The sequence below is a fragment of the Devosia lucknowensis genome, from assembly GCF_900177655.1.
Lineage (GTDB): Bacteria > Pseudomonadota > Alphaproteobacteria > Rhizobiales > Devosiaceae > Devosia > Devosia lucknowensis.
In genome coordinates this window covers 432082-454262 of the sequence record NZ_FXWK01000001.1, presented here as the reverse complement: position 1 = coordinate 454262, position 22181 = coordinate 432082, and the positions used below count along the sequence as shown (strand labels likewise).

Sequence of the window (22181 nt, the reverse complement as noted above, 5' to 3'; positions counted from 1 at the left end):
GAAAGTCAACATGCATGGGAAGGAGGCACGCAGTACTAAAGTCTGGCGAACGGCGGGGCCGCTCGCAAATCACTCGGAAACGGCGGTCAGGTAGCGCGAATTGACCCAACCCTTGGTGTTGTTCCGATCAACGAGGCACCAATCAGCGCTGTTCTGAACCTCGATGCAGCGCTCGACCCAGACATGAACACCCGGCGCGAAGGATCCGACTTTCTGCGAATAGCTGGCTGGCCACTTGCGGACGTTCAGGCGATCCCACTGTGCGACGCCGGACACCTGTGCCAGCGTATCAACATGATACCCGGCGGCCACTGCTGGCTGAACGGCAAAGCCTGCTGCCGCGGTCACGACCAGACCGCAGAGGGTGGCGATGAGTACCTTTTCCTGAGCCTTGTTCATTTCTTTGTCCTCTGGACGAGTTCGAGCGTTGCATTACTCCTAATGCCAGCGATTTGAACCCACCCTGATAGGTGGGTTCAGATTGCGTTCATCTGCGCAGATGCGTTGGCAGCCCTGCCGTTCGCGGCTAGGGTTGTGGGGGGAAGAGGAGGTTCCGCATGAGCAAGGTTCTGGTCACAGGCGGCAGCGGCAAGCTGGGGCGCGCCGTGCTGCGCGATCTCGTCGAGCACGGCTATGACGTTCTCAATATCGATCAGCAGGCCCTGGCGGATCCGATCTGCCCGAGCGTCCGGGCTGACCTCAGCAATTTCGGCGAAGTGGCCAGTGCCATCATGGGTGGCGTCGATGAACGCGGCGGCCCCTTTGATGCCGTGGTGCACCTGGCGGCCATTCCAGCGCCGGGCCTTGCTCCCAATGCGCGCACGCTCTCGAACAACGTGTCATCAAGTTACAATGTCTTTGAAGCCTGTCGGCTTGCCGGCATCAAGAACGTGGTGTTCGCGTCGAGCGAAACGGTGCTGGGTCTGCCGTTTGACAATCCCCCGCCCTACGCGCCCGTGGATGAAGAGTACTTTCCGCGACCTGAAAGTGCCTACTCCCTCGGTAAACTGCTCGACGAGACCATGGCTGCGCAATTCTGCCGCTGGGATCCCGAGTTGCGCATGGTCGGCCTTCGTTTTTCCAATGTCATGTATCCTGAGGACTACAAGGCATTCCCGGGTTTCGACGGCGATCCACGCAAGCGCAAATGGAACCTCTGGGCCTACATCGACGCGCGCGATGGCGCACAGGCAGTTCGTCGTGCCATCCAGGCGGACTTCAAGGGCTTTGAAGCTTTCATCATCGCCAATGCCGACTCGGTCATGTCGCGGTCCAATATCTCGCTGCTAGCGGAGGTCTTTCCCGGCGTCGAGCAGCGCGGCAACATTTCGACCAATGGGACCCTTCTAGCCATCGACAAGGCAAAGCGCATGCTGGGGTACTCGCCGCAGTACAGTTGGCGCAACGAGGCCAAATAGAATCGGCCAGGTCGCTTTTGCATACTTAGTGTGCACCTTCGGCACTTGTGCTTTTTGTAAGCACAGGCTTATCTGCCGACGATGCCCAGCCCCGACCTGTCCATTCTGATCATCGATGAGAACCGCATCCGCGCCTCGATCATCGAGGAAGGCCTGCGCGAGGCGGGCTATGTGCGGGTGTCCGTCATCCATGACGTGCAAGAGGTTGGCCGCACCATTCAGCAGTCCGAACCCGATGTCGTTTTCGTCGATCTGGAAAATCCCAAGCGCGACACGCTGGAGCACTTCTTCTCCTTGAGCCGCGCCATTCAACGACCGATCGCCATGTTCGTGGATCAATCGGATACGAGCACAACGGAAAAGGCCATCGAGGCCGGCGTCTCGGCCTATGTCGTCGACGGACTCAAGAAGGAGCGCATCAAACCCATCCTCGATATGGCGATTTCGCGCTTCAATGCCTTCTCGCGTCTCACGCGCGAACTGGAGGAGGCACGCAGTGCGCTTGAGGAGCGCAAGATCATCGACCAGGCCAAGGGCATCGTGATGAAGACGAAGAGCCTTTCCGAGCCCGAAGCGTATGCGCTGCTGCGCAAGACGGCGATGAACCAAAATCGCCGACTGGTGGACATCGCGCAGAGCCTCGTCACCGCCGCCAATCTGCTCGGCCCCTAGGGATAAAGCCATGACCCTTCCCCATGTCACCGCCGGCTTCCTGCCCCTGCTGGACAGTGCCCTGCTCGTGCTTGCACACGAAATGGGTTTCGCCGAGGAAGAAGGATTTACGCTCGGCCTAACCCGGGAGACGTCGTGGGCCAACATCCGTGACCGTACCGCGCTCGGCCACTTCGATATCTCGCTGGTCCTCGCGCCGATGCCGATCGCCGCCAGCCTGGGACTCACCCCCATTTCGACGCCCATGATCGTTCCGATCATGACGGGACTGGGCAACAACGCCATCACAGTCAGCGCCGCACTGTGGAAATCCATGGCCGACGCCGGCGCGCCTGGTGATCTTCAGGCCGGACCGGCAGGGCAGGCATTGGCCAAGGTCGTCAAGTCGAACGCCCGTAAACTCCGCTTCGGCGTCGTGCACCAGACATCCTCGCACAATTATGAGCTGCGATACTGGCTGGCCGCCAGCGGCATCAGACCCGACGTCGACATCGAAATCGTCGTGTTGCCACCTCCCCTTCTGCCCGAAGCCCTCGGTGCCGGCAGTCTCGACGGATATTGCGTGGGAGAACCGTGGAACAGCGTCGGCGTATCGCGGCATGGCGCCCGTATTGCGACCACCAAGGCGTCGATCTGGCAATGGAGTCCAGACAAGGCCATCGGCATGCGCTCGGATTGGGCCGAACGAAACCCCGATCTCGTGGAGCGCATCGTCCGCGCAGTCTACAAAGCCGGCCAATGGTGCCAAGTCGGGGAAAACCGCTTGCACGCCGCGAGCATCATGGCCGCCCCCGCCTATCTCGACCTGCCCATCGATATCGTCGAGCGCGCATTGACCGGCCGGATCGACACCGGAACGCGCGTCATCGACGTCACCGACTATTTCATTCCGCACGACGGCGTGGCCACTTTCCCATGGAAAAGTCATGCGCTCTGGTATTACAGCCAGATGGTACGCTGGAACGAAGCCACCACCAGCGACGTCAATGCCAAGCTTGCCGCCGGTACATTCCGACCGGATCTTTACAGAGCGGCACTGGCACCGCTTGGCGTGCCGACCCCCTCGGATGATTATCGACGCGACGGCGACCAGCCCGCACCGCACCTCATCGCAGCGACCAACGGCGAGCTGACCGCAGGACCGAACCGCTTTTTCGATGGCACAGTATTCGATCCAGACCATCTGGACGCCTATATCGCAGCGCAGCGGAGCTGACTTTTCCGATCCGCTTTCCGGTGGCCACCAAGCCAGAGAAGCTGTCGCCCATTAGTTCGCCAGCAAAGATAGCATGCACACCATTTGTGCACACTGCATTCTACTCAGCCTGGTGGTGGTGGACCTGGGATTGCAGCATTTGAGGCCACCGTCCGCTCAACTCCCTGCTGAATAACAACAATTTTCTAACCTGAGCTCTTGGCACGCTTCCTGCAATGAAGGTTGCGAACGAGCTCCTCCCAAGACGCTCTTCTCGTCGGCGCCCAATGACGGGCGCCTCACAGGCAAGGCTGCCAACTGGTACGACCGGCTCACCGCCGATCGTCTCCCGTTGGCAGCCTTTTCTTTTGTCGCATGGTGCAACTGGAGACTGCGATGACATTGAAGACGACCACCCGCCGATCCTTCCTGAAGGGCGCCTCCGCAACGGCCGCCACGCTGCTCGCCGCCAAGGCGCTGTTTCCCGCCGGCGCCTTCGCACAGGGTGCAGGTCCGGAAGTCGCTGGTACCAAGCTCGGCTATATCGCTCTCACTGACTCCGCGCCGTTGATCATCGCCAAAGAGAAGGGCCTGTTCGACAAGTATGGCCTACCTGAAATGGCCATCGAAAAGCAGGCCAGCTGGGGCGCCACGCGCGACAACATGGCCTTGGGCTCGGCCAATGGAGGCATCGATGGCGGCCATATCCTCCGGCCGAAAGTGCACCTCTACACCTCCGGCGCGGTCACCCAGAACAACCAGCCGCTGCCGATGTACACGCTGCTCAACCTCAACGAGGATTGCCAGGGCCTTTCCGTGGCGCAGGAATACGCTGACATTGGCGTTGGCCTCGACGCCTCCCCGCTCAAGGAGGCCTTTGCCGCAAAGAAGGCCGCTGGCGGCGCGCCCAGCGTCGCCATGACTTTCCCCGGCGGAACGCATGACCTCTGGATCCGCTACTGGCTGGCCGCCGGTGGCATCGTCCCCAATGTCGATGTCGACGTCATCGTCGTGCCGCCGCCGCAGATGGTGGCGAACATGAAGGTCGGCACCATGGACGCCTTCTGTGTCGGCGAACCCTGGAACGAGCAACTGGTCAACCAGGGTATCGGCTTTACCGCCGCCACCACGGGTGAGCTCTGGGCGCACCATCCTGAAAAGGTACTCGGCATGCGTGCTGACTGGGTCGATGCCAACCCGCTGGCCACCAAGGCCATCCTGATGGCCGTCATGGAAGCCCAGCAGTGGTGCGAGAGCATGGACAACAAGCAGGAGATGGCCGAGATCGTTGGCCGTCGCCAGTGGTACAACGTTCCCGTCGCCGACATCATCGGCCGCATCAAGGGCGACATCAATTACGGCAATGGCCGCGTCGAGACCGGCACCGATCTGTTCATGAAATTCTGGGGCGAAAAGGGGGAGAGTTCCTACCCCTGGAAGAGCCTCGACACCTGGTTCATGACCGAGAACATCCGCTGGGGCTATTTCCCCGCCGACACCGACGTTGCAGCACTCGTCAACAAGACCAATCGTTCGGACTTGTGGCTGGAAGCGGCAACCGAACTCGGTTTCACGGACCTCCCCTCGGGCGATAGCCGAGGCGTCGAGACCTTTTTCGACGGCAAGACGTTCGATCCCGCCGACCCTCAGGCCTATCTCGACAGCCTCGACATAAAGTCCCTGGCCTGACGCCGAAGCCCCGGCGCCTCGGCGCCGGCCCCCTTCCAACACCTCCGGGAGAGCCCCATGTCCCTGCCCGCCACCGCCACATCCAAGATCACCACCCTGCCCTTCAAGGGCAAGCCAGCCACCGTGGCCACCATCGCGCCCGCCGCCCGCAAAGTCGATTATGCCGCCATGGCCGGGAACATCGCCAAGACGGTCGTTCCGCCGCTGGTCGTTCTCGCCGTCATCCTGGCGATCTGGCAGGTAATCTTTTCGCAGCCAGGCTCCTCCCTGCCGCCCCCGAGTGAAGTCTGGCTCCAAAGCTATGATCTGATCGTCGATCCATTTTTCGTTTATGGCTCACAGGATATCGGCCTCGGGCTTCGCGTCCTGACCTCACTTCAGCGCGTTGCCATCGGCTTCGGGCTTGCCGCGGTCGTCGGCGTCGCGCTTGGCGCCCTTGTCGGTCAGTCGATCTGGATGATGCGCGGTCTCGACCCGATCTTTCAGATCCTGCGCACCGTCCCGCCACTAGCCTGGCTGCCGATTTCGCTGGCCGCCTTCATGGATAGCGGTCCGTCGGCCATCTTCGTGATCTTCATCACCGCCATCTGGCCGGTGATCATCAACACTGCCGTCGGCGTGCGCAACATCCCGCAGGATTACCGCAACGTCGCCCAGGTGCTGCAGCTCAACCAGCTCGAATTCTTCACCAAGATCATGGTGCCCGCCGCCGCGCCCTACATCTTCTCGGGTCTCAGGATCGGCGTCGGCCTTTCCTGGCTCGCCATCGTCGCTGCCGAAATGCTCACCGGCGGCGTCGGCATCGGCTTCTTCATCTGGGACGCGTGGAACAGCTCCCGCCTCACTGACATCATCGTCGCCCTGATCTACATCGGCGTCGTCGGCTTCGTGCTCGACCGCCTCGTGGCCCTGGTCGGCTCCATCGTCACCCGCGGCACCAGCGCCAACTGAGGATCACCATGACCTATCTCGAGATCACCGCTGTCGGCAAAAGCTTCACTCGCGGCGCCGCGACGACAGAAGTGCTGCGCGACATCAATCTCAACATTGCCAGGGGCGAATACGTCTCCATTATCGGCCATTCTGGTTGCGGCAAGTCCACCCTGCTCAACCTCATCGCCGGCCTGACCGAAGTCACCACCGGCGGCATCATTCTTGAAAATGCCGAGGTGACGCGGCCCGGCCCCGAACGTGCGGTGGTGTTCCAGAACCACTCGCTGCTGCCGTGGCTGACCGTCTACGACAACGTCAACCTGGCCGTGGCCAAGGTCTTCGGGCGCTCCAAATCTGCCGCCGAGCGGCACGACTGGATCATGGCCAATCTCGACCTCGTGCAGATGGCCCACGCCAAGGACAAGCGTCCCACCGAGATTTCCGGCGGCATGAAGCAGCGCGTCGGCATCGCCCGGGCGCTCGCCATGGAGCCCAAGATCCTTCTCCTCGACGAACCCTTCGGTGCGCTGGACGCCCTGACCCGCGCGCATCTCCAGGACCAGATGATGGAAATCCATCAGCGCCTGGGCAACACCATGATCATGATCACGCACGACGTCGACGAGGCGGTGCTGCTCTCGGATCGCATCGTGATGATGACCAACGGCCCGGCCGCAACCATTGGCGAAGTGCTTGAAGTGCCGCTGGATCGCCCCCGCAAGCGTCTGGAGCTTGCCTCCGACCGCACCTACCTCAAATGCCGCGAAGCGGTTCTCAAGTTCCTCTACGAGCGTCATCGCTTCGTGGAAGCTGCGTAGGAGATCATGATGGATATCCTGGCCCCCGAAATCCTCCCCTCCGCGACGCGCACCGAACGCTTGGTCGTCATCGGCGCCGGCATGGCCTCGGGCCGCGCTCTCGAACACATCTTCGAGGAAGCGCCCGGCCGCTTCGAAGTCACCCTGTTCGGATCCGAACCGCGTGGCAATTACAACCGCCTGATGCTTTCTCCGGTCCTGGCCGGGGAGAAGGAATACGAGCAGATCATCACCCACGATGCCGACTGGTATCGCGACCGTGGGGTTCACACGCGCTTCGGCGAGACGGTGACCGCCATCGACCGGGAGCGCAAGGTCGTCATCTCGAAGACTGGCGAAACGCCCTATGACAAGCTGATCGTCGCCACAGGCTCGGCCCCGTTCATCATTCCCCTGCCCGGCAAGGACCTGCCCGGCGTCATGGCCTTCCGCGATCTCGACGACGTCAACCGCATGGTCGATGTTTCCCGTCGCCCCGGCTCCAAGGCTGTGGTCATCGGTGGGGGCCTCCTTGGCCTCGAAGCCGCCGCGGCCCTCAATGCCCGCGGCATGGACGTGGTCGTGCTCCACATCATGGGCCACGTCATGGATCGCCAGCTCGATCCGGCCGCCGGTTTCCTCTTGCAGCGCGATCTTGAAGCGCGCGGCATCAAGGTTCACTGCAAGGCGCAAACCAAGGCCATTCTCGGCCAGAACACCGTCGAAGCCGTGGCCCTCGAAGACGGCACCGTCTACGGCGCCGACATTGTCGTCATGGCCGCCGGCATTCGGCCGGAGACTCGCATCGCCGTCGATGCCGGCCTTCACGTCGAGCGTGGCATCGTCGTTTCCGACCAGATGGTCACGTCCGACCCCGATATCCTGGCGCTGGGCGAATGCGTCGAGCACCAGAAAGTCGTCTATGGCCTCGTCGCGCCGCTCTACGACCAGGCCAAGGTGCTGGCGAAAACCCTCGCCAAAACCGACGCCGCATTCAAGCCCGTGCAGACCGCAACACAATTGAAGGTCACAGGCGTTTCCGTGTACTCGGCGGGCGATTTTGCCGATGCCGAGGATCGCGAGGAGATCGTGCTGCGCGATGCCACGTCAGGCATCTACAAGCGCCTCGTTCTCAAGGAAGACCGGGTCATCGGCGCCGTGCTCTATGGCGAGACCGCCGACGGCCCGTGGTTCTTCGACATGATCCGCAAGGGCACGGACACGCGCGAGATGCGCGACACGCTGATCTTCGGCCAGGCCTATCAGGGGGGCGCACCGCTGGACCCTATGGCGGCCGTTGCAGCCTTGCCGGATGATGCAGAAATCTGTGGCTGCAACGGCGTCTGCAAGGGAGCGATAACAGGCGCGATCGTCTCCAAAGGCCTCACCGATCTCGATGGTGTGCGCGCTCACACCAAAGCTTCCGCGTCCTGCGGCTCCTGCACGCATCTGGTGGAAAAGCTCATGGGCCTCACCCTGGGCGACAGCTACAATCCGGCCGCCGTCAAGCCGATGTGCCCCTGCACTGAGCATGATCACGGCACCGTCCGCCGTCTGATTGTCGCCAAGGGCCTGCGCTCGATCCCCGAAGTGATGCAGGAACTTGAGTGGAAGACCTCATGTGGCTGCGCCAAGTGTCGTCCGGCGCTCAACTATTATCTCGTGTCCGAATGGCCCGGTGAATACGAGGATGACGGCCAGAGCCGGTTCATCAACGAACGCGTCCACGCCAACATCCAGAAGGACGGAACCTATTCGGTGGTACCGCGCATGTGGGGCGGCATTACCACCCCCGACGAATTGCGCGCCATTGCCGATGTCGCCGACAAGTTCGCCATTCCGACCGTCAAGGTCACAGGCGGCCAACGCATCGACCTGCTCGGCGTCAAAAAGGAAGACCTGCCCGGTGTGTGGGCCGATCTCAATGCAGCCGGCATGGTGTCTGGCGCCGCTTATGCCAAGGGCCTTCGCACCGTCAAAACCTGCGTCGGCTCCGACTGGTGCCGCTTTGGCACGCAGGACTCTACTGGTTTCGGTGTTCGCATCGAAAAGTTCATGTGGGGCTCGTGGACGCCCGCAAAGCTCAAGTTGGCTGTTTCCGGCTGCCCGCGCAACTGCGCCGAAGCCACCTGCAAGGATATCGGCGTCATCTGCGTCGACAGTGGCTACGACATCCACTTTGCCGGTGCAGCCGGCCTCGACATCAAGGGTACAGAACTGCTCGGCCATGCGGACACCGAGGACGAGGCCCTCGAGATCATCGTGGCCCTGACCCAGCTCTATCGCGAACAGGGCTACTACCTCGAGCGCATCTATAAATGGGCCAAGCGCGTCGGAAGTGACAGCATCAAGGCGTCGATCATCGAGGACAAGGCCAGGCGCCGCCATTACTACGACCGCTTCGTCTATTCCCAGCAATTCGCCCAGGTCGACCCCTGGGAGGAACGCGTGAATGGCAAGGACGCCCACGAGTTCGCCGCCATGGCCGAATTCGGGCTTCCCGTGGCGGCGGAGTGATGGCGATGACCGAATGGATACAGCTCGGCCCTGTCACCGCCGTCCCGTTGCGCGGCTCGCGTTGCGTCAACACACCTTCGGGCACGATTGCCGTGTTCCGCACCGCTGAGGACCAGGTCTTCGCCATGGACAACCGCTGCCCGCACAAGGGCGGTCCACTCGCCGAGGGCATCGTCCACGGCACGTCCGTCACCTGTCCGCTCCACAACTGGGTCTTCGATCTCGCGACCGGCCAGGCCCAAGGCGCCGACGAAGGTTCGGTGCGAACATACCCGGTGAAGGTCGAGGATGGCCTCATTTACATCGCGCCGGATGTGCTCATGTCGATGGCGGCGGAGTGATGGTGGTGCTTCCCCTCATCCGCCCTTCGGGCCCCTTCTCCCACGAGGGGAGAAGGGGAGCACCGAGCGAAAACAAACGCCGGCGCTCCCCTCGCCCCTTGTGGGAGAGGGTGGATCGGCCGCAGGCCGAGACGGGTGAGGGGTTGGGATGCTGCGAGGCAAATCCATGAGCACCACCCACACCACCTGCCCTTATTGCGGCGTTGGCTGCGGTGTCCTCGCGACGCCGCAGCCCGGCGGGAGCGTGCAGATCGCCGGCGACCCGGACCACCTCGCAAATTTCGGCCGGCTGTGTTCGAAGGGATCGGCGCTGGGCGAAACGCTTTCGCTCGACGGCCGCCTGCTCCATCCGGAAATCGCTGACCACAGAGTCACTTGGGAGCAGGCGCTCGACCATGTTGCCAACGGCTTCATGTCGGCCATCAGGGAACATGGCCCGCAATCGGTCGCTATCTATGGCTCGGGACAACTACTCACCGAAGACTACTACGTCGCCAACAAGCTGATGAAGGGCTTCATCGGCTCGGGCAACATCGACACCAATTCCCGCCTCTGCATGGCCTCGTCCGTCGCCGGCCACAAACGCGCCTTTGGCTCCGATACGGTCCCAGGCAACTACGAGGACCTCGAACAGGCCGACCTCATCGTGCTGGTCGGCTCCAATCTTGGCTGGTGTCACCCGGTCCTCTACCAGCGCATCGTCGCCGCGCGTACGGCGCGTCCCGGCATGAAGGTCGTGCTGGTCGATCCGCGGCGCACCGTCTCCGCCGACATCGCTGAACTGCACCTGCCCATCTCTCCCGATGGCGACAGCGCGCTTTTCGTCGGCCTCCTCGCCTATCTCGACCATCTGGGCGTCACCGACAGCAACTACATTTCCGCCTACACCAAGGGGTTTGAGGCCGCACTCCTGACGGCCGAGGACTGGACAGTCGAGCGCGTCGCCGCCGCCACCGGCCTGTCGCCGCTCTCGATCACGCGCTTCTACGATCTTTTCGCCCGCACCAAGAAGGTCGTCACGGTCTATTCCCAGGGCGTCAATCAGTCCGCGTCCGGCACCGACAAGGTCAATGCCATTATCAATTGCCATCTGGCGATGGGTCGCCTCGGCAAGCCGGGCATGGGTCCGTTCTCCGTCACCGGACAGCCCAACGCCATGGGCGGCCGCGAAGTCGGTGGGCTGGCGAACATGCTGGCCGCCCATATGGATTTCACACCCGAGGCGATCGACCGCGTTTCCCGCTTCTGGAACGCCCCGGCTATTGCCCAAGCGCCGGGCTTCAAAGCCGTCGACCTTTTTGCCGCCATGACGCGCGGCGAGATCAAGGCCGTCTGGATCATGGCGACCAATCCGGTTGACTCCATGCCCGAAGCTGACGCGGTTCGCGCCGCGCTCAAGGCCTGTCCGCTGGTCGTGGTTTCCGACATGAACCGTCATACCGACACGATGGACCTCGCGCATGTCCGCCTTCCTGCCGCCGGCTGGGGCGAGAAAGACGGGACCGTCACCAACTCCGAGCGCCGCATTTCCCGCCAGCGCCCATTCCTCGCTCTGCCCGGTGAAGCCCGTCCCGACTGGTGGATCATCAAGGAAGTCGCCCATCGCCTCGGGCACGCTGCGGCCTTCGACTACGGTGGTCCTGGCGAAATCTTTGCCGAACACGCCGCGCTGTCGGCCTTCGAAAACCACGGTACCCGCGACTTCGACCTGTCCGGTCTGGTTGGCGCCGATTATGACAGCCTGGCGCCCACGCAATGGCCGGTTCGCGCGAAACCGGCAGCACGCCTGTTCGGAGACGGCAAGTTTTTCACGCCCGATGGCAAGGCGCGCTTCTTGCCGATCCAGCCACCGCCGCCTTTCGCCCCCGTCCCCGGCAGCTTCATCCTCAATACGGGCCGCGTGCGCGACCACTGGCACACCATGACGCGCACCGGCAAAGCCGCGCGCCTTTCGGCGCACATGGCCGAACCTTTCGTCGAAATCCATCCGGCCGACGCCGATGCCTTGGGTATCCGCCGCGCCAGTCTTGTGCGCCTGTCAAATCGCCACGGTTCGGCCCTGGTTCGCGCTCTGATCACCGATCGGCAGCAGCGCGGTCACCTCTTCGCGCCCATGCACTGGACCGACCAATTCGCTTCTAACGGTCGCATCGACGCTCTGGTCTCCGCCAAGGTCGATCCAGTTTCCAGCCAGCCGGCCCTCAAGATGGCGCAGGCCCATGCCGAACCGATCAGTGTTCGTCTCTACGGCTTTGTCGTAGCAGCCGAGAAACCGGCGCTCACAACCGACTACTGGGCCATTGCCCCCGCCACGAATGGCTGGCGCGCCGAAATCGCCATGCTCGACGAGCCGGCCGACTGGTCCGCTTTCCTCGCCAGCACTTTCGGTACCGATGCCGCTTTCCAATCGATCCGAGACGAACGCTCCGGCCGACGGGCTTTTGTACTCATCGAGCGCGGCAGACTGATTGCGGCACTCTACACATCGCCCGATCCGGTCCTGGTCTCGCGCCAGTGGGCAGTCGATCTCCTCAAGGAAGCCGATCTTACGGCTTCGCTGGTTCTTGCGGGACGCCCCGGCGCCGACCGTCCTGATGGTGGCGCAATCGTCTGCGCCTGCCTCGGCGTCGGCATCAACACCATCGTCGATGCCGTCACCCGCCACGGCTGCACCACCGTCGAAGCGGTCGGCGCTCTCACCCGCGCTGGCACCAATTGCGGCTCCTGCCGCGCTGAAATCAGGGGGATTGTCGATGCAAACCGTCTCATCGCCGCCGAGTAGGCGCATCGGCGAACTTGCCGTGCTCCCGGTCTTCTTCGATCTGCGCGGTCAGCGTGTGGTCGTCATCGGCGGCGACGAACCGGCAGCCTGGAAGATCGAACTGCTCGCCGCTGCAGGCACACAAGTGGATGTCTATGCAGAGGACTTTTGCGAAGAGTTGGCGCTCCTGGCGGCATCCCCCTCATCCGGCCCTTCCGCCATTCTTCTCCCCGAGGGGGAGAAGAATGGCGCCGCGTCCGCTCTTATTCCGCTCCACTTCGGGGAGAGGGGGGATCGGTCGAGGGCCGAGACAGGTGAGGGGGATGCCCCAACCAGCCACCGGATCACCCTCCACTCCCGTCCCTGGACCCCATCCGACCTCGCCGACGCCGCCCTCGCCATTGCGGACCTCTCGGACGACGCCGAAGCGCACGCCTTCATCGCCGCCGCCAAGGCGCATGCCGTCCCCTACAATGTCATCGACCGTCCTGAATTCTGCCAGTTCCAATTCGGCGCCATCGTCAATCGCTCGCCAGTCGTGGTCGGCATTTCCACCGCAGGCGCGGCACCGATCCTCGGCCAGGCCGTGCGCCGCCGCATCGAAACACTGCTGCCCCAGACGCTGACCCTTTGGGCGCAACTCGCGGCCAGAGTGCGCGACACCGTCATGGAAAAGCTTCCCGTCGGCCCGCAGCGCCGCGCCTTCTGGGAGCGCCTGGCCGATAACGCCTTTGGCTCCCGCGCCCCGGGACCCCGAGATGCAGACGTCACCGTTGCCGCCCTGCCCGGGACCGGCCGCGTCACGCTGGTCGGCGCTGGTCCCGGCGATGCAGATCTCCTCACCATCAAGGCCGTGCGCGCGCTTCAATCTGCTGACGTCATCCTCTTCGACGACCTCGTCTCAGCCGAGGTTCTCGAGCTCGCCCGACGTGAAGCCAAGCGCATGCTTGTCGGCAAACGCGCCCAGCGCGAAAGCTGCGCGCAGGACGAGATCAACGACCTGATGCTGAGCCTTGCCCGTCAGGGCAAGCATGTAGTTCGCCTCAAATCCGGCGACCCGATGATCTTCGGCCGTGCCGGCGAAGAAATCGAAATGCTCGAAAGCCACGGCATTGCCGTTTCGGTCGTGCCCGGCATCTCTGCGGGACTCGCACTCGCGAGCCGCCTCGGCGTGTCGCTGACCCACCGCGACCACGCCCAGTCCGTCCGGTTCGTCACCGGTCACTCTCGCAAGGGTGTTTTGCCGGAAACGCTCAATTGGGCGGCGTTGGCTGATCCGGCAACAACGTCCGTTTACTACATGTCCCGCCGCACCCTGCCCGGCATCGTCGCCGAGCTTTCGGCCAAGGGTATGAGCCTCGACACGCCCGCAATTATCGCCGGTTCGCTGGGCCGTGCCGAAGAACAGATCTGGCGCGGTACGATCGGCCAAGCCGTCACCTCGGTTGAACAGTTTCCACTGTCTGCACCGACCATCTTCGCCGTGGGCGATGCGCTGAAGGATCGGAAAAACCACGCCTTTGCAGCGACCGGGACCTAGCCTCCGACATCGTCACTGCCCCCAATGAAGGTCATTGTTGGGTTAGTGGAGAACGAAGGCCACTATTTCATCCAGAACATCGGCGCCAGGTCCACCGACACAGGCTCGTTCTTGTCGTTCGTCGCCATGATGTCGGCCATGTGGGCCCACCAGCGCTTCATCACATCGGTGTTTGGCAGGTCTCCCATCGTGTGGTCAACGCGCCGCCACAGCACACCGAACAGCGTGTTGGTCTCTTCGTCGAGATGGATGGAATAATCCTTCACGCCGGCCGCGTGCAACTGGTCGACCAGCTCGGGGAAAATCTGGTCATGGCGCTTTTTGTATTCAGCCGCCATGCCGGGATTGAGCCGCATCTTGAAGGCGTGCTTCTCATAGCCGTCGTCAACAATCATGCCCGGCGCTCCTTCCACATGTTCCACAGGATCGGCAGTGCGATCACCACGATCAGCAGCGCGCCGGTGAAGATCGACATGACGATGCCCGGTACGTTGAGAAGTCCGAGGCCGAAGGTCACGAGGCCGATAATCAGCGCAGCCAGCACCACGCCCAGGATCGAACCGGCGCCGCCAAGTATCGACACCCCGCCCAGCACCACCATGGTGATGACATCGAGCTCGAAGCCCTGCGCAATAGATGGGCGTGTCGAACCCAGACGCGCCGTCAGTAGTACAGCGGCGACGCCACTCATGAGACCGGTGAGACAAAACAGCACGAACTTGATCCGATCGACGCGGACGCCCGAAAATTCAGCCGCCGTGGCATTGTTGCCGATGGCGAAGATCCGACGGCCAAAATTTGTGCGGTGCAGCACAACATAGAAGATCACTGCGGCAATCAGGAACAGCACCAGCTCGAACGAAATCACCCACCACACGTAGCCCTGCCCGAACCAGGCGAAATCGCGCGGATAGCCGCCATAACTCTGGTCGCCGAGGATAATGAAGGCGATGCCGCGGAACAGGCTCATCGTACCGATGGTAACGACGATGGAGGGCAGTTTCAGTCCGGTGACGAGGAAACCATTGAAGGCCCCGCAAGCAAGGCCGGTCAGGATGCCGACCAAGACAAGCATGGGCGTCGGAAACCCGAGCACGTTAAGCGCCAGGCCCATCAGCGTCGAAGCGAGCGCAATGATCGAAGCCACCGACAGATCGATTTCGCCGGTGATGATCACCAGTGCCATGGCAAGTGCGATCAGCGCCTTCTCGGTGAAGTTGAACGTCATATCGCTCAGCGACCAGGCGTTCAGAAAATAGGGGGAAACGCTGGCGTTGAAGATGAAGATGGCGATGGCTACGAGAACCAGGAGGCTCTCCCAGCTCAGTACAGTGGACTTTAGCGGATTGTTGAGCCGGTCGGGCAGACGGCGGCCGGTTGCGGTCGTGTCGGTCATGCCGCCACCTCGGCTTTCTTCAGAATGATGCGGCCCTTGCGGATTGCTCCACGGGCGTTGAGAATCACGGCGACCAGGATTGCCATTCCGGAAATGGCCATCTGCCAGAACGGCGAGACGCCGATAACCGGCAGGGCATTGTTTACCACGCCCAGGAACAGCGCACCCAGGATGGCGCCTCCCACGGTGCCGATACCACCGGCAATTGAGACGCCGCCGATGACGCAGGCCGCAATGATGGTCAGCTCGTAACCGCTCGCGACTTCCACCGAGGCGATAACGTAGCGCGAAATCCAGAGGTATCCTGCCAATCCCGAAATCGCCCCCGAAAGCACGAAAGCCAGGAACTTCGTGCGGCCGACATCGATGCCCGTATAGACCGCGGCTGTCGGGTTGACGCCAATGGCGTAGAAGGCCCTGCCCCAACGGGTACGGGTCATCAGCACATAGACCAGCGCCGCAACGACGATGGCGAACCACGACAGGATCGGCAGGCCCAGGAACGAGCCGCGCTGGAGCTGGATGAACTCCTGGCTCATCTGGGCAGCATTCACCCATGCGCCCCCCGAAATGACGAAAACAAGCCCGCGGAAAATGGTGAGCGTGCCGAGTGTTACAACGATAGGCGGGATGTCGAGCTTCCAGACCAGGATGCCATTGAATGCGCCCAGCGCCGCCCCGACAACAATGCAGCCAGCGATCAGCAATGGAATGGGAACGCCCGGAAACGCGGCATTTGTCATCGCTACGATCATTCCGGTCAGAGCCAGATTGGACGCCATGGACAGATCGATCGATCGGGTGAGGATGACGGCCATCTGGCCCAATGCCAGCATCATCAGGATCGATGTGTCGTTGAATATCGTCAGCAGGTTATTCGGCTGAGAAAAGCGCGGGAAGCGCATGGTCACGAGGACAATCACGGCGAGGATGGCCAGAGCCAGCCAGAGTTCGCGGGATTTCAGGAGCCGGTTCATGCTGCCTGCTCCTCGATGATCCCGGCGGCCAGACGCACCAGCGTCTCTGGCTGCAGGTTCGTGTTGTCGACCGTGTCGACCACAAGCCCTTCGCGCATCACGACGATGCGATCGCTCATGCCAAGCACTTCGGGCAGTTCGGACGAGACCATGATGACCGAAAGACCTTGGGCGACGAGTTCACCCATGAATTCGTGGACCGCGGCCTTGGAGCCAATGTCGATACCCTTGGTCGGCTCGTCGAGAATGATCACCTTGGGCAGCGTCGCCAGCCACTTGGCGATCACCACCTTCTGCTGGTTGCCGCCCGACAGGGTCGAGACGTTCTGGCTCAGCGAGGACGCGCGCAGGTCCAGGCGCTCCGTGTAGGTCCGGGCCAGCTTGAATTCTTCCGCCATACGCAGGAAACCGTTGCGGCTGGTCTTTTTCAGGCTGGGCAGCGAGACGTTCTTGAAGATCGGCTCACCGGTGACAACGCCCTGCTTGCCTCGTTCCTCGGGCACATAAACGATCCCGGCGTCCACCGCATCGGCCGGCGATCGTGGCGCAACACTCTTGCCTTCGAGCACAATCGTGCCGCGAGAGGGTTTGGTCATGCCGAAGACAGCCTGCATCACCTCCGAGCGACCGGCGCCGACGAGACCGTAAAACCCAAGAATTTCGCCCTTCTTCACCGAGAACGACACATTGTCGAATTCGGTCGGGTGGCTGAGGCCGGAAACCTCAAGCACCATCCCGCCGATATCTGCGACGCGCGCTGGGAAAATCTGGTCCACCGAGCGCCCGACCATCATGCGCACGATTTCCGACTGTGGGGTGTCCTTGATGAAGCCCTTGCCCACCTGCTCACCGTCGCGGAACACCGTGTAGCGGTCAGCGATACGGTAGATTTCGTCGAACTTGTGCGAGATGAAGAGAATGGCTTTTCCGTCCTTCTTCAGAAGTTCGACGAGGACGTAGAGTTCTTCGATTTCCTTCTGGCTCAGCGCTGCGGTCGGCTCGTCCATGATGACGACCTGCGCGTCGACGCTGAGCGCGCGTGCAACAGCCACCAGATGCTTCTTGGCGATCCCGAGCTCCTTGAGCGGGATGGATGCGTCAATACCGGCGGCCATGCTGTCGAGTGTCAGCTGGGCTTCGCGACGCATGGTCTTCCAGTCGATCATGCCGAACCGGTTCACCGGCGCGTGTCCGAGATAGATGTTCTCAGCGACGCTCAGCTCGTCAAACAGAACCGTTTCCTGGTGGATGGCGGTAATACCTGCATCCGCCGCCGAATGCGCAGTGGGCAAGGCAATGACCCTGCCCCCCACCCGGATTTCACCCGCGTCGGGCTGGTAGATGCCGGTCATCGTCTTGACCAGCGTCGACTTGCCGGCCCCGTTTTCGCCGATCAAAGCAGTGACCTCGCCGGCATAAAGCTCCAGCGAAACATCATGCAGCGCGCGCACGCCCGGAAAGCTCTTGGATATGCCGGCAAGGGTCAGGATGGGGTCGGTCATTGGCAGCAATGCTCACAACGTGGCGCAGTACCATTCGCACTCGTCATTGCCCGGCTCGTCCGGGCAATCCATGCGATGGCTCCGCGGCACTGGACCACCGGGACAAGCCCGGTGGTGACGAAGGAACGGAAAACATCAGCCCGGCGCCACGGCGCCGGGCCTTTGGCGACCTCTCAGATCAATAGATTTTCGAGAACTCTTCGATGTTCGACTTGTCGAACTGGAAGGGGGCAGCCATGGCGGCCGAGTTGGTATCATCGAGGGTCACTTCGCCGACGTGACCGATCGAGAACGTGGCGCCGGGTGCAGCCTCCTGTCCATCGACGAGAGCCTCGGCGAGGTAGACAGCCGAGTAGCCCAGATCGATTGGGTTCCAGAGCGCCACGGCCTGCGATGCGCCATTGTCGATGAACTGCTTGAATTCGGACGGCAGCGCGAGACCGGTGACGTTGATCTTGCCAATCAGGTCCTGGTCGGTCACGACCTGGGCAGCGGCAACGACGCCGACAGTGGTCGGGGCGATGATGGCCTTGAGATCCGGATACGCTGCGATCAACCCGCGAGCCTCTTCGGTCGACTTCACCGAGTCGTCGTCGCCGTAGACGGTGGCGACGATGTTGATGTTCGGGAACTTCTCGGGCTGGACAGCCTTGGCGGCCTCGATCCAGGCGTTCTGATTGGTGGCGGTGGAAGCGGCCGACAGAATGGCCACGTCGCCGCCTTCAGGCAGGTAGTCCGCAGCGAGCTTGATGATGGTCTCGCCGATCAGGTTCACATCCGAAGGATTGAGGTGAAGCTGGCGGCCTTCGGGAGCGACGCCCGAATCCCAGCTGATGACCTTGATGCCACGCTCCATGGCGCGCTGCAGAACCGGCACCAGAGCGTCCGGATCGTTGGCGGAAATGGCAATGGCGTCGACCTGCTGGGCGATCAACGAGTTGACCACTTCGATCTGTGCTTCCGCGGTCGCGGCGGTCGGGCCGGTATAGATCACCTCGACATCGCCCAGCTCGCCAGCAGCTTCCTCGGCGCCCTTGGCGGCGGCATCGAAGAAGCCGTTGCCAAGCGACTTCACCACCAGCGCAATGCGCGTCTGCGCCATTGCCGGGGTCGCGAGCAGCACAGCGGCGGTTGCCGTGGCAGCAAGCAGTTTCCAGAGTTTCATTTTGTCCCTCCCAGGGTTCTGATGATGTTTGGTTTTGAACTCAGGCCGCGTTCGGTTCCGCCTGAGCCATTGTGTCTGCGACGATGAGGCGGACACCCGCCGTTTCCAGCATCTGCCGGTCTTCGTCACGGATACCTCCGTCGGTGATGACGGTGGATATTTGGTCGAGCCCACACAGGATCAGGCTCGAGCGTCCCGAAAATTTCGAGGAATCTGCCAGGACGATTAGTTCGTCGGCCTGCCCGATCAGCGCCAGTTCGGACTGCACGACCATGGGGTCGGCTTCCATCAGCCCGTGGGATCCGATGCCCTGGCAACCGATGAACATCCGCTTCGCGTAGAAGTGGCTCGCCACGACGCCGCCGAAGGGCGAAAGAATGACGTTCTGCTCGCGATAGACCGTGCCGCCAGGGATGACCACAGAGTTGCGCGAATTGTGGATCAGGAATTCGGCGATGGCGAAACTGTTGGTGAAGACGCTCATGCGCCGGGCCGTCAGGTGATGCACCATCTGGAACGTGGTCGTGCCGCCGTTGATAATGATGGGTTCGCCGTCGGAGCACATCTCCGCGGCGACCCTGGCGATTGCGCGCTTCTGACCGATATTGATTGTTTCATTGACAGAGAAAGGTCGCCCCATCAGACCACCTTGAGCCGGCGGATTAATGGCTTCGGCTCCACCCCGTACCCGGCGCAGCTTTCCGTGCTCGTCGAGTGCCGCGATGTCCCGGCGTATCGTCGCTTCAGACGACCCGGTCATCTCGCATAGCTCCGCAACGGTCACCACGGGATGGGACTGGGCGGCGGCTAGAATGACGCGGTGGCGTTCCGTTTCGTGCAATGCTGATACTCCCTGAATGCATTTGCTTCCATCAATTCCGGGCAGAGTCAATCATCAATCTGCGATTACCAATCATTTTCATTCATCCACGATCGAACGTGACTGTTTGTGATTGACAGTGCGGCTCTATCCGTGCCCATTTCCGCGCCAGTCACGTGCACAATCCGTCGGAGGAATTCCATGTCAACCGCGCCAAAGCGCCTTGAAAACAAGTGGGACGACGCCAAAGCCGCAGCGATGACCGAGCCCGAGCGCCTTGTCTATCGCTCGAACCTGCTGGGTTCCGATAAGCGCGTGACGAATTATGGCGGCGGCAACACCTCTTCCAAGATCATGCAGAAGGACCCGCTGACCGGCGAGACGGTCGAAGTCCTGTGGGTGAAGGGTTCGGGCGGCGACAATGCCTCGATCAAGCTCGATGGCTTCGCCACGCTCTACATGGACAAGCTGCGCGCCCTGAAGGGCCTCTATCGCGGCGTCGAGTTCGAAGACGAGATGGTGGGGTACCTCCCCCACGCCACTTTCAACCTCAATCCACGCGCGTCCTCGATCGATACGCCGCTCCACGCCTATGTGAACCGTCCTTACGTCGATCACATGCACCCGGATGCGATCATCGCTATTGCGGCCTCGAAGAACTCCAAGGAACTGACCCAGCAGATCTTCGGCGACAACATCGGCTGGCTTCCGTGGAAGAAGCCGGGCTTCGAACTCGGCCTGTGGCTTGAAAAGTTCTGCCTCGAGAACCCGAACGCCGAAGGCGTCATCCTCGAGTCCCACGGTCTCTTCACCTGGGGCAACACGCCCAAGGATTGCTACGAGACCACGATCCGCATCATCAACCAGGCGATCGAATGGTTCGAAGGTCAGACTGAAGGCAAGACCATCTTCGGCGGCGTTGCCGTCCAGTCGCTTGACGCCGACGCCCGCCGCGCGGTCGCGGCCAAGCTGATGCCAAAAATCCGCGGTTTCATCTCCGAAGACAGTTTTAAGCTCGGCCACTTCGACGACTCGGCTGCCGTGCTCGAATTCGTCAATTCGAAGAACCTGCGCCCGCTCGCTGCCCTCGGCACCTCGTGCCCGGACCATTTCCTCCGCACGAAAATCCGTCCGCTGGTCGTGGATTTCGACCCGGCCAATCCGGATGTCGACGCCGTCATTGCTGGTCTCGACCAGCAGATCGCCGACTACCGTGCCGACTATGCCGCCTATTACGAGCGCTCCAAGCACGCTAATTCGCCCGCCATCCGCGATCCGAACGCCGTCGTCTACCTGATCCCCGGCGTCGGCATGATCACCTTTGCCAAGGATAAGGCCACCGCCCGCATTTCCGGCGAGTTCTATGTCAACGCCATCAACGTGATGCGCGGCGCCTCGACCGTTTCGGAATATCAGGGCCTGCCCGAGCAGGAAGCCTTCGACATCGAATATTGGCTGCTTGAAGAAGCAAAGCTCCAGCGCATGCCGAAGCCGAAATCCCTCGCTGGCAAGATTGCCCTCGTCACCGGCGGCGCTGGCGGCATCGGCAAGGCGACTGCGGCCCGCCTCCTCCGTGAAGGCGCCTGCGTCGTCCTCGCCGACATCGACCAGACGGCCCTCGACAGCGCCACAGACGAACTGTCCCAGGTGTTTGGCGCCGATTTCGTCCGCCCGGTGAACATCAACGTCACCAGGGAAGATCAGGTCCTCGCCGGCTTCGCCCATGCCGTGGTGGAATTCGGTGGCCTCGACATCCTCGTGAGCAATGCCGGCCTCGCCTCCTCGGCGCCGATCGAAGACACGACGCTCGAGCTTTGGAACAAGAACATGGACATCCTGTCCACGGGCTATTTCCTCGTCAGCCGAGAAGCCTTCCGTCTCTTCCGGAGCCAAAAGATCGGCGGCAACGTCGTTTTCGTCGCCTCCAAGAACGGCCTTGCCGCTTCCCCCAACGCTGCCGCCTATTGCACCGCCAAGGCCGCCGAAATCCACCTCGCCCGCTGCCTCGCCCTCGAAGGCGCGGAAGCACAGATCCGCGTCAACGTCGTCAATCCGGACGCCGTACTGCGTGGCTCGAAAATCTGGGCCGGCGAATGGCTCGAGCAGCGCGCATCGACCTACAAGACCGACAAGGACGGCCTTGAAGAGATGTATCGCCAGCGCTCGATGCTGAAGCGCTCGGTGTTCCCGGAAGACATCGCCGAAGCCATCTACTTCTTCGCTTCGGAAGCCTCGGCCAAGTCCACCGGCAACATCATCAACGTCGACGCCGGCAACGCCCAGTCGTTCCCGCGGTAAGCAATAGGGGAAGAGCCCCCTCGTCCGCCCTTCGGGCACCTTCTCCCACAAGGGGAGAAGGGGGCACGGCGGGCGAGGCAAACTCGGTCCTCCCCTCGCCCCTTGTGGGAGAGGGTGGATCGGCCGAAGGCCGAGACGGGTGAGGGGTTCTTAGGGAGTC

Annotated in this window: 18 protein-coding genes; 11 read left to right on the top strand and 7 right to left on the bottom strand. The window is 62.2% G+C overall.

Annotated elements, in window-relative coordinates:
• Positions 1 to 69: 69 nt before the first annotated feature.
• Positions 70 to 399: an SH3 domain-containing protein gene (locus tag CCK88_RS02125; RefSeq protein WP_086468892.1), complete on the bottom strand. Its 330-nt coding sequence runs from the start codon at positions 397 to 399 to the stop codon at positions 70 to 72.
• Positions 400 to 557: 158 nt separating this feature from the next.
• On the opposite strand from CCK88_RS02125, the gene CCK88_RS02120 reads away from it, so the two are divergent.
• The 10 genes from CCK88_RS02120 to cysG all read left to right on the top strand — a co-directional run bounded on the left by CCK88_RS02120 (position 558) and on the right by cysG (position 13863).
• Entirely contained in the window at positions 558 to 1418 is an 861-nt protein-coding gene (locus tag CCK88_RS02120) for an NAD-dependent epimerase/dehydratase family protein (protein WP_086468891.1), read from the top strand.
• Positions 1419 to 1499: 81 nt separating this feature from the next.
• Positions 1500 to 2090, top strand: coding sequence for an ANTAR domain-containing response regulator (locus tag CCK88_RS02115; protein WP_086468890.1), 591 nt, complete (start codon positions 1500 to 1502; stop codon positions 2088 to 2090).
• Positions 2091 to 2100: 10 nt separating this feature from the next.
• The gene (locus CCK88_RS02110; RefSeq protein WP_086468889.1) at positions 2101 to 3306 is read left to right on the top strand and encodes a CmpA/NrtA family ABC transporter substrate-binding protein; all 1206 of its coding nucleotides are present in this window, start codon (positions 2101 to 2103) and stop codon (positions 3304 to 3306) included.
• A 354-nt stretch (positions 3307 to 3660) separates the two neighbouring features.
• A complete protein-coding gene (locus CCK88_RS02105; protein ID WP_086468888.1) occupies positions 3661 to 4974 on the top strand; it encodes a CmpA/NrtA family ABC transporter substrate-binding protein in 1314 nt (437 codons plus the stop codon).
• Between the two features lie 57 nt (positions 4975 to 5031).
• A complete protein-coding gene (gene ntrB, locus CCK88_RS02100; RefSeq protein WP_086468887.1) occupies positions 5032 to 5925 on the top strand; it encodes a nitrate ABC transporter permease in 894 nt (297 codons plus the stop codon).
• Positions 5926 to 5933: 8 nt separating this feature from the next.
• Entirely contained in the window at positions 5934 to 6725 is a 792-nt protein-coding gene (locus CCK88_RS02095; RefSeq protein ID WP_086468886.1) for an ABC transporter ATP-binding protein, read from the top strand.
• A 9-nt stretch (positions 6726 to 6734) separates the two neighbouring features.
• Positions 6735 to 9221 (top strand): nitrite reductase large subunit NirB, encoded by a 2487-nt coding sequence (gene nirB, locus CCK88_RS02090; RefSeq protein WP_086468885.1) that lies wholly within the window; start codon positions 6735 to 6737, stop codon positions 9219 to 9221.
• 5 nt (positions 9222 to 9226) lie between these two features.
• Positions 9227 to 9562, top strand: coding sequence for a nitrite reductase small subunit NirD (gene nirD, locus CCK88_RS02085; protein ID WP_086470768.1), 336 nt, complete (start codon positions 9227 to 9229; stop codon positions 9560 to 9562).
• Positions 9563 to 9728: 166 nt separating this feature from the next.
• Complete coding sequence (locus tag CCK88_RS02080) at positions 9729 to 12344, top strand: nitrate reductase (RefSeq protein WP_086468884.1); 2616 nt, start codon at positions 9729 to 9731, stop codon at positions 12342 to 12344.
• Positions 12316 to 13863: a siroheme synthase CysG gene (gene cysG / locus CCK88_RS02075; protein ID WP_086468883.1), complete on the top strand. Its 1548-nt coding sequence runs from the start codon at positions 12316 to 12318 to the stop codon at positions 13861 to 13863. Before CCK88_RS02080 ends, cysG begins: the two co-directional genes overlap by 29 nt.
• Before the next feature lie 62 nt (positions 13864 to 13925).
• Here cysG and rhaM read toward each other — a convergent pair whose 3' ends face one another.
• The 6 genes from rhaM to CCK88_RS02045 all read right to left on the bottom strand — a co-directional run bounded on the left by rhaM (position 13926) and on the right by CCK88_RS02045 (position 19744).
• Positions 13926 to 14258 (bottom strand): L-rhamnose mutarotase, encoded by a 333-nt coding sequence (rhaM, locus tag CCK88_RS02070; RefSeq protein ID WP_086468882.1) that lies wholly within the window; start codon positions 14256 to 14258, stop codon positions 13926 to 13928.
• Entirely contained in the window at positions 14255 to 15259 is a 1005-nt protein-coding gene (locus CCK88_RS02065; RefSeq protein WP_086468881.1) for an ABC transporter permease, read from the bottom strand. Before CCK88_RS02065 ends, rhaM begins: the two co-directional genes overlap by 4 nt.
• A complete protein-coding gene (locus tag CCK88_RS02060; protein WP_086468880.1) occupies positions 15256 to 16236 on the bottom strand; it encodes an ABC transporter permease in 981 nt (326 codons plus the stop codon). Before CCK88_RS02060 ends, CCK88_RS02065 begins: the two co-directional genes overlap by 4 nt.
• On the bottom strand, positions 16233 to 17738 hold the full coding sequence (locus CCK88_RS02055; protein ID WP_086468879.1) for a sugar ABC transporter ATP-binding protein: 1506 nt from the start codon (positions 17736 to 17738) through the stop codon (positions 16233 to 16235). The genes CCK88_RS02060 and CCK88_RS02055 overlap by 4 nt, the downstream gene beginning before the upstream one ends.
• A gap of 178 nt (positions 17739 to 17916) precedes the next feature.
• On the bottom strand, positions 17917 to 18903 hold the full coding sequence (gene rhaS, locus CCK88_RS02050; RefSeq protein ID WP_086468878.1) for a rhamnose ABC transporter substrate-binding protein: 987 nt from the start codon (positions 18901 to 18903) through the stop codon (positions 17917 to 17919).
• 40 nt (positions 18904 to 18943) lie between these two features.
• Complete coding sequence (locus CCK88_RS02045; protein ID WP_086468877.1) at positions 18944 to 19744, bottom strand: DeoR/GlpR family DNA-binding transcription regulator; 801 nt, start codon at positions 19742 to 19744, stop codon at positions 18944 to 18946.
• Between the two features lie 180 nt (positions 19745 to 19924).
• On the opposite strand from CCK88_RS02045, the gene CCK88_RS02040 reads away from it, so the two are divergent.
• Positions 19925 to 22021 (top strand): bifunctional rhamnulose-1-phosphate aldolase/short-chain dehydrogenase, encoded by a 2097-nt coding sequence (locus CCK88_RS02040; RefSeq protein WP_086468876.1) that lies wholly within the window; start codon positions 19925 to 19927, stop codon positions 22019 to 22021.
• Positions 22022 to 22181: the final 160 nt, after the last annotated feature.

Bases quoted from the DNA above. Each gene is read 5' to 3' on its own strand.
- CCK88_RS02040 (WP_086468876.1), top strand. From the start codon at position 19,925: ATGTCAACCGCGCCAAAGCGCCTTGAAAACAAGTGGGACGACGCCAAA.
- CCK88_RS02095 (WP_086468886.1), top strand. From the start codon at position 5,934: ATGACCTATCTCGAGATCACCGCTGTCGGCAAAAGCTTCACTCGCGGC.
- nirD (WP_086470768.1), top strand. From the start codon at position 9,227: ATGACCGAATGGATACAGCTCGGCCCTGTCACCGCCGTCCCGTTGCGC.
- CCK88_RS02060 (WP_086468880.1), bottom strand. From the start codon at position 16,236: ATGAACCGGCTCCTGAAATCCCGCGAACTCTGGCTGGCTCTGGCCATC.
- CCK88_RS02080 (WP_086468884.1), top strand. From the start codon at position 9,729: ATGAGCACCACCCACACCACCTGCCCTTATTGCGGCGTTGGCTGCGGT.
- nirB (WP_086468885.1), top strand. From the start codon at position 6,735: ATGGATATCCTGGCCCCCGAAATCCTCCCCTCCGCGACGCGCACCGAA.
- cysG (WP_086468883.1), top strand. From the start codon at position 12,316: ATGCAAACCGTCTCATCGCCGCCGAGTAGGCGCATCGGCGAACTTGCC.
- CCK88_RS02125 (WP_086468892.1), bottom strand. From the start codon at position 399: ATGAACAAGGCTCAGGAAAAGGTACTCATCGCCACCCTCTGCGGTCTG.
- rhaS (WP_086468878.1), bottom strand. From the start codon at position 18,903: ATGAAACTCTGGAAACTGCTTGCTGCCACGGCAACCGCCGCTGTGCTG.
- CCK88_RS02055 (WP_086468879.1), bottom strand. From the start codon at position 17,738: ATGACCGACCCCATCCTGACCCTTGCCGGCATATCCAAGAGCTTTCCG.
- CCK88_RS02110 (WP_086468889.1), top strand. From the start codon at position 2,101: ATGACCCTTCCCCATGTCACCGCCGGCTTCCTGCCCCTGCTGGACAGT.
- CCK88_RS02105 (WP_086468888.1), top strand. From the start codon at position 3,661: ATGGTGCAACTGGAGACTGCGATGACATTGAAGACGACCACCCGCCGA.
- CCK88_RS02120 (WP_086468891.1), top strand. From the start codon at position 558: ATGAGCAAGGTTCTGGTCACAGGCGGCAGCGGCAAGCTGGGGCGCGCC.
- CCK88_RS02115 (WP_086468890.1), top strand. From the start codon at position 1,500: ATGCCCAGCCCCGACCTGTCCATTCTGATCATCGATGAGAACCGCATC.
- CCK88_RS02065 (WP_086468881.1), bottom strand. From the start codon at position 15,259: ATGACCGACACGACCGCAACCGGCCGCCGTCTGCCCGACCGGCTCAAC.
- ntrB (WP_086468887.1), top strand. From the start codon at position 5,032: ATGTCCCTGCCCGCCACCGCCACATCCAAGATCACCACCCTGCCCTTC.
- rhaM (WP_086468882.1), bottom strand. From the start codon at position 14,258: ATGATTGTTGACGACGGCTATGAGAAGCACGCCTTCAAGATGCGGCTC.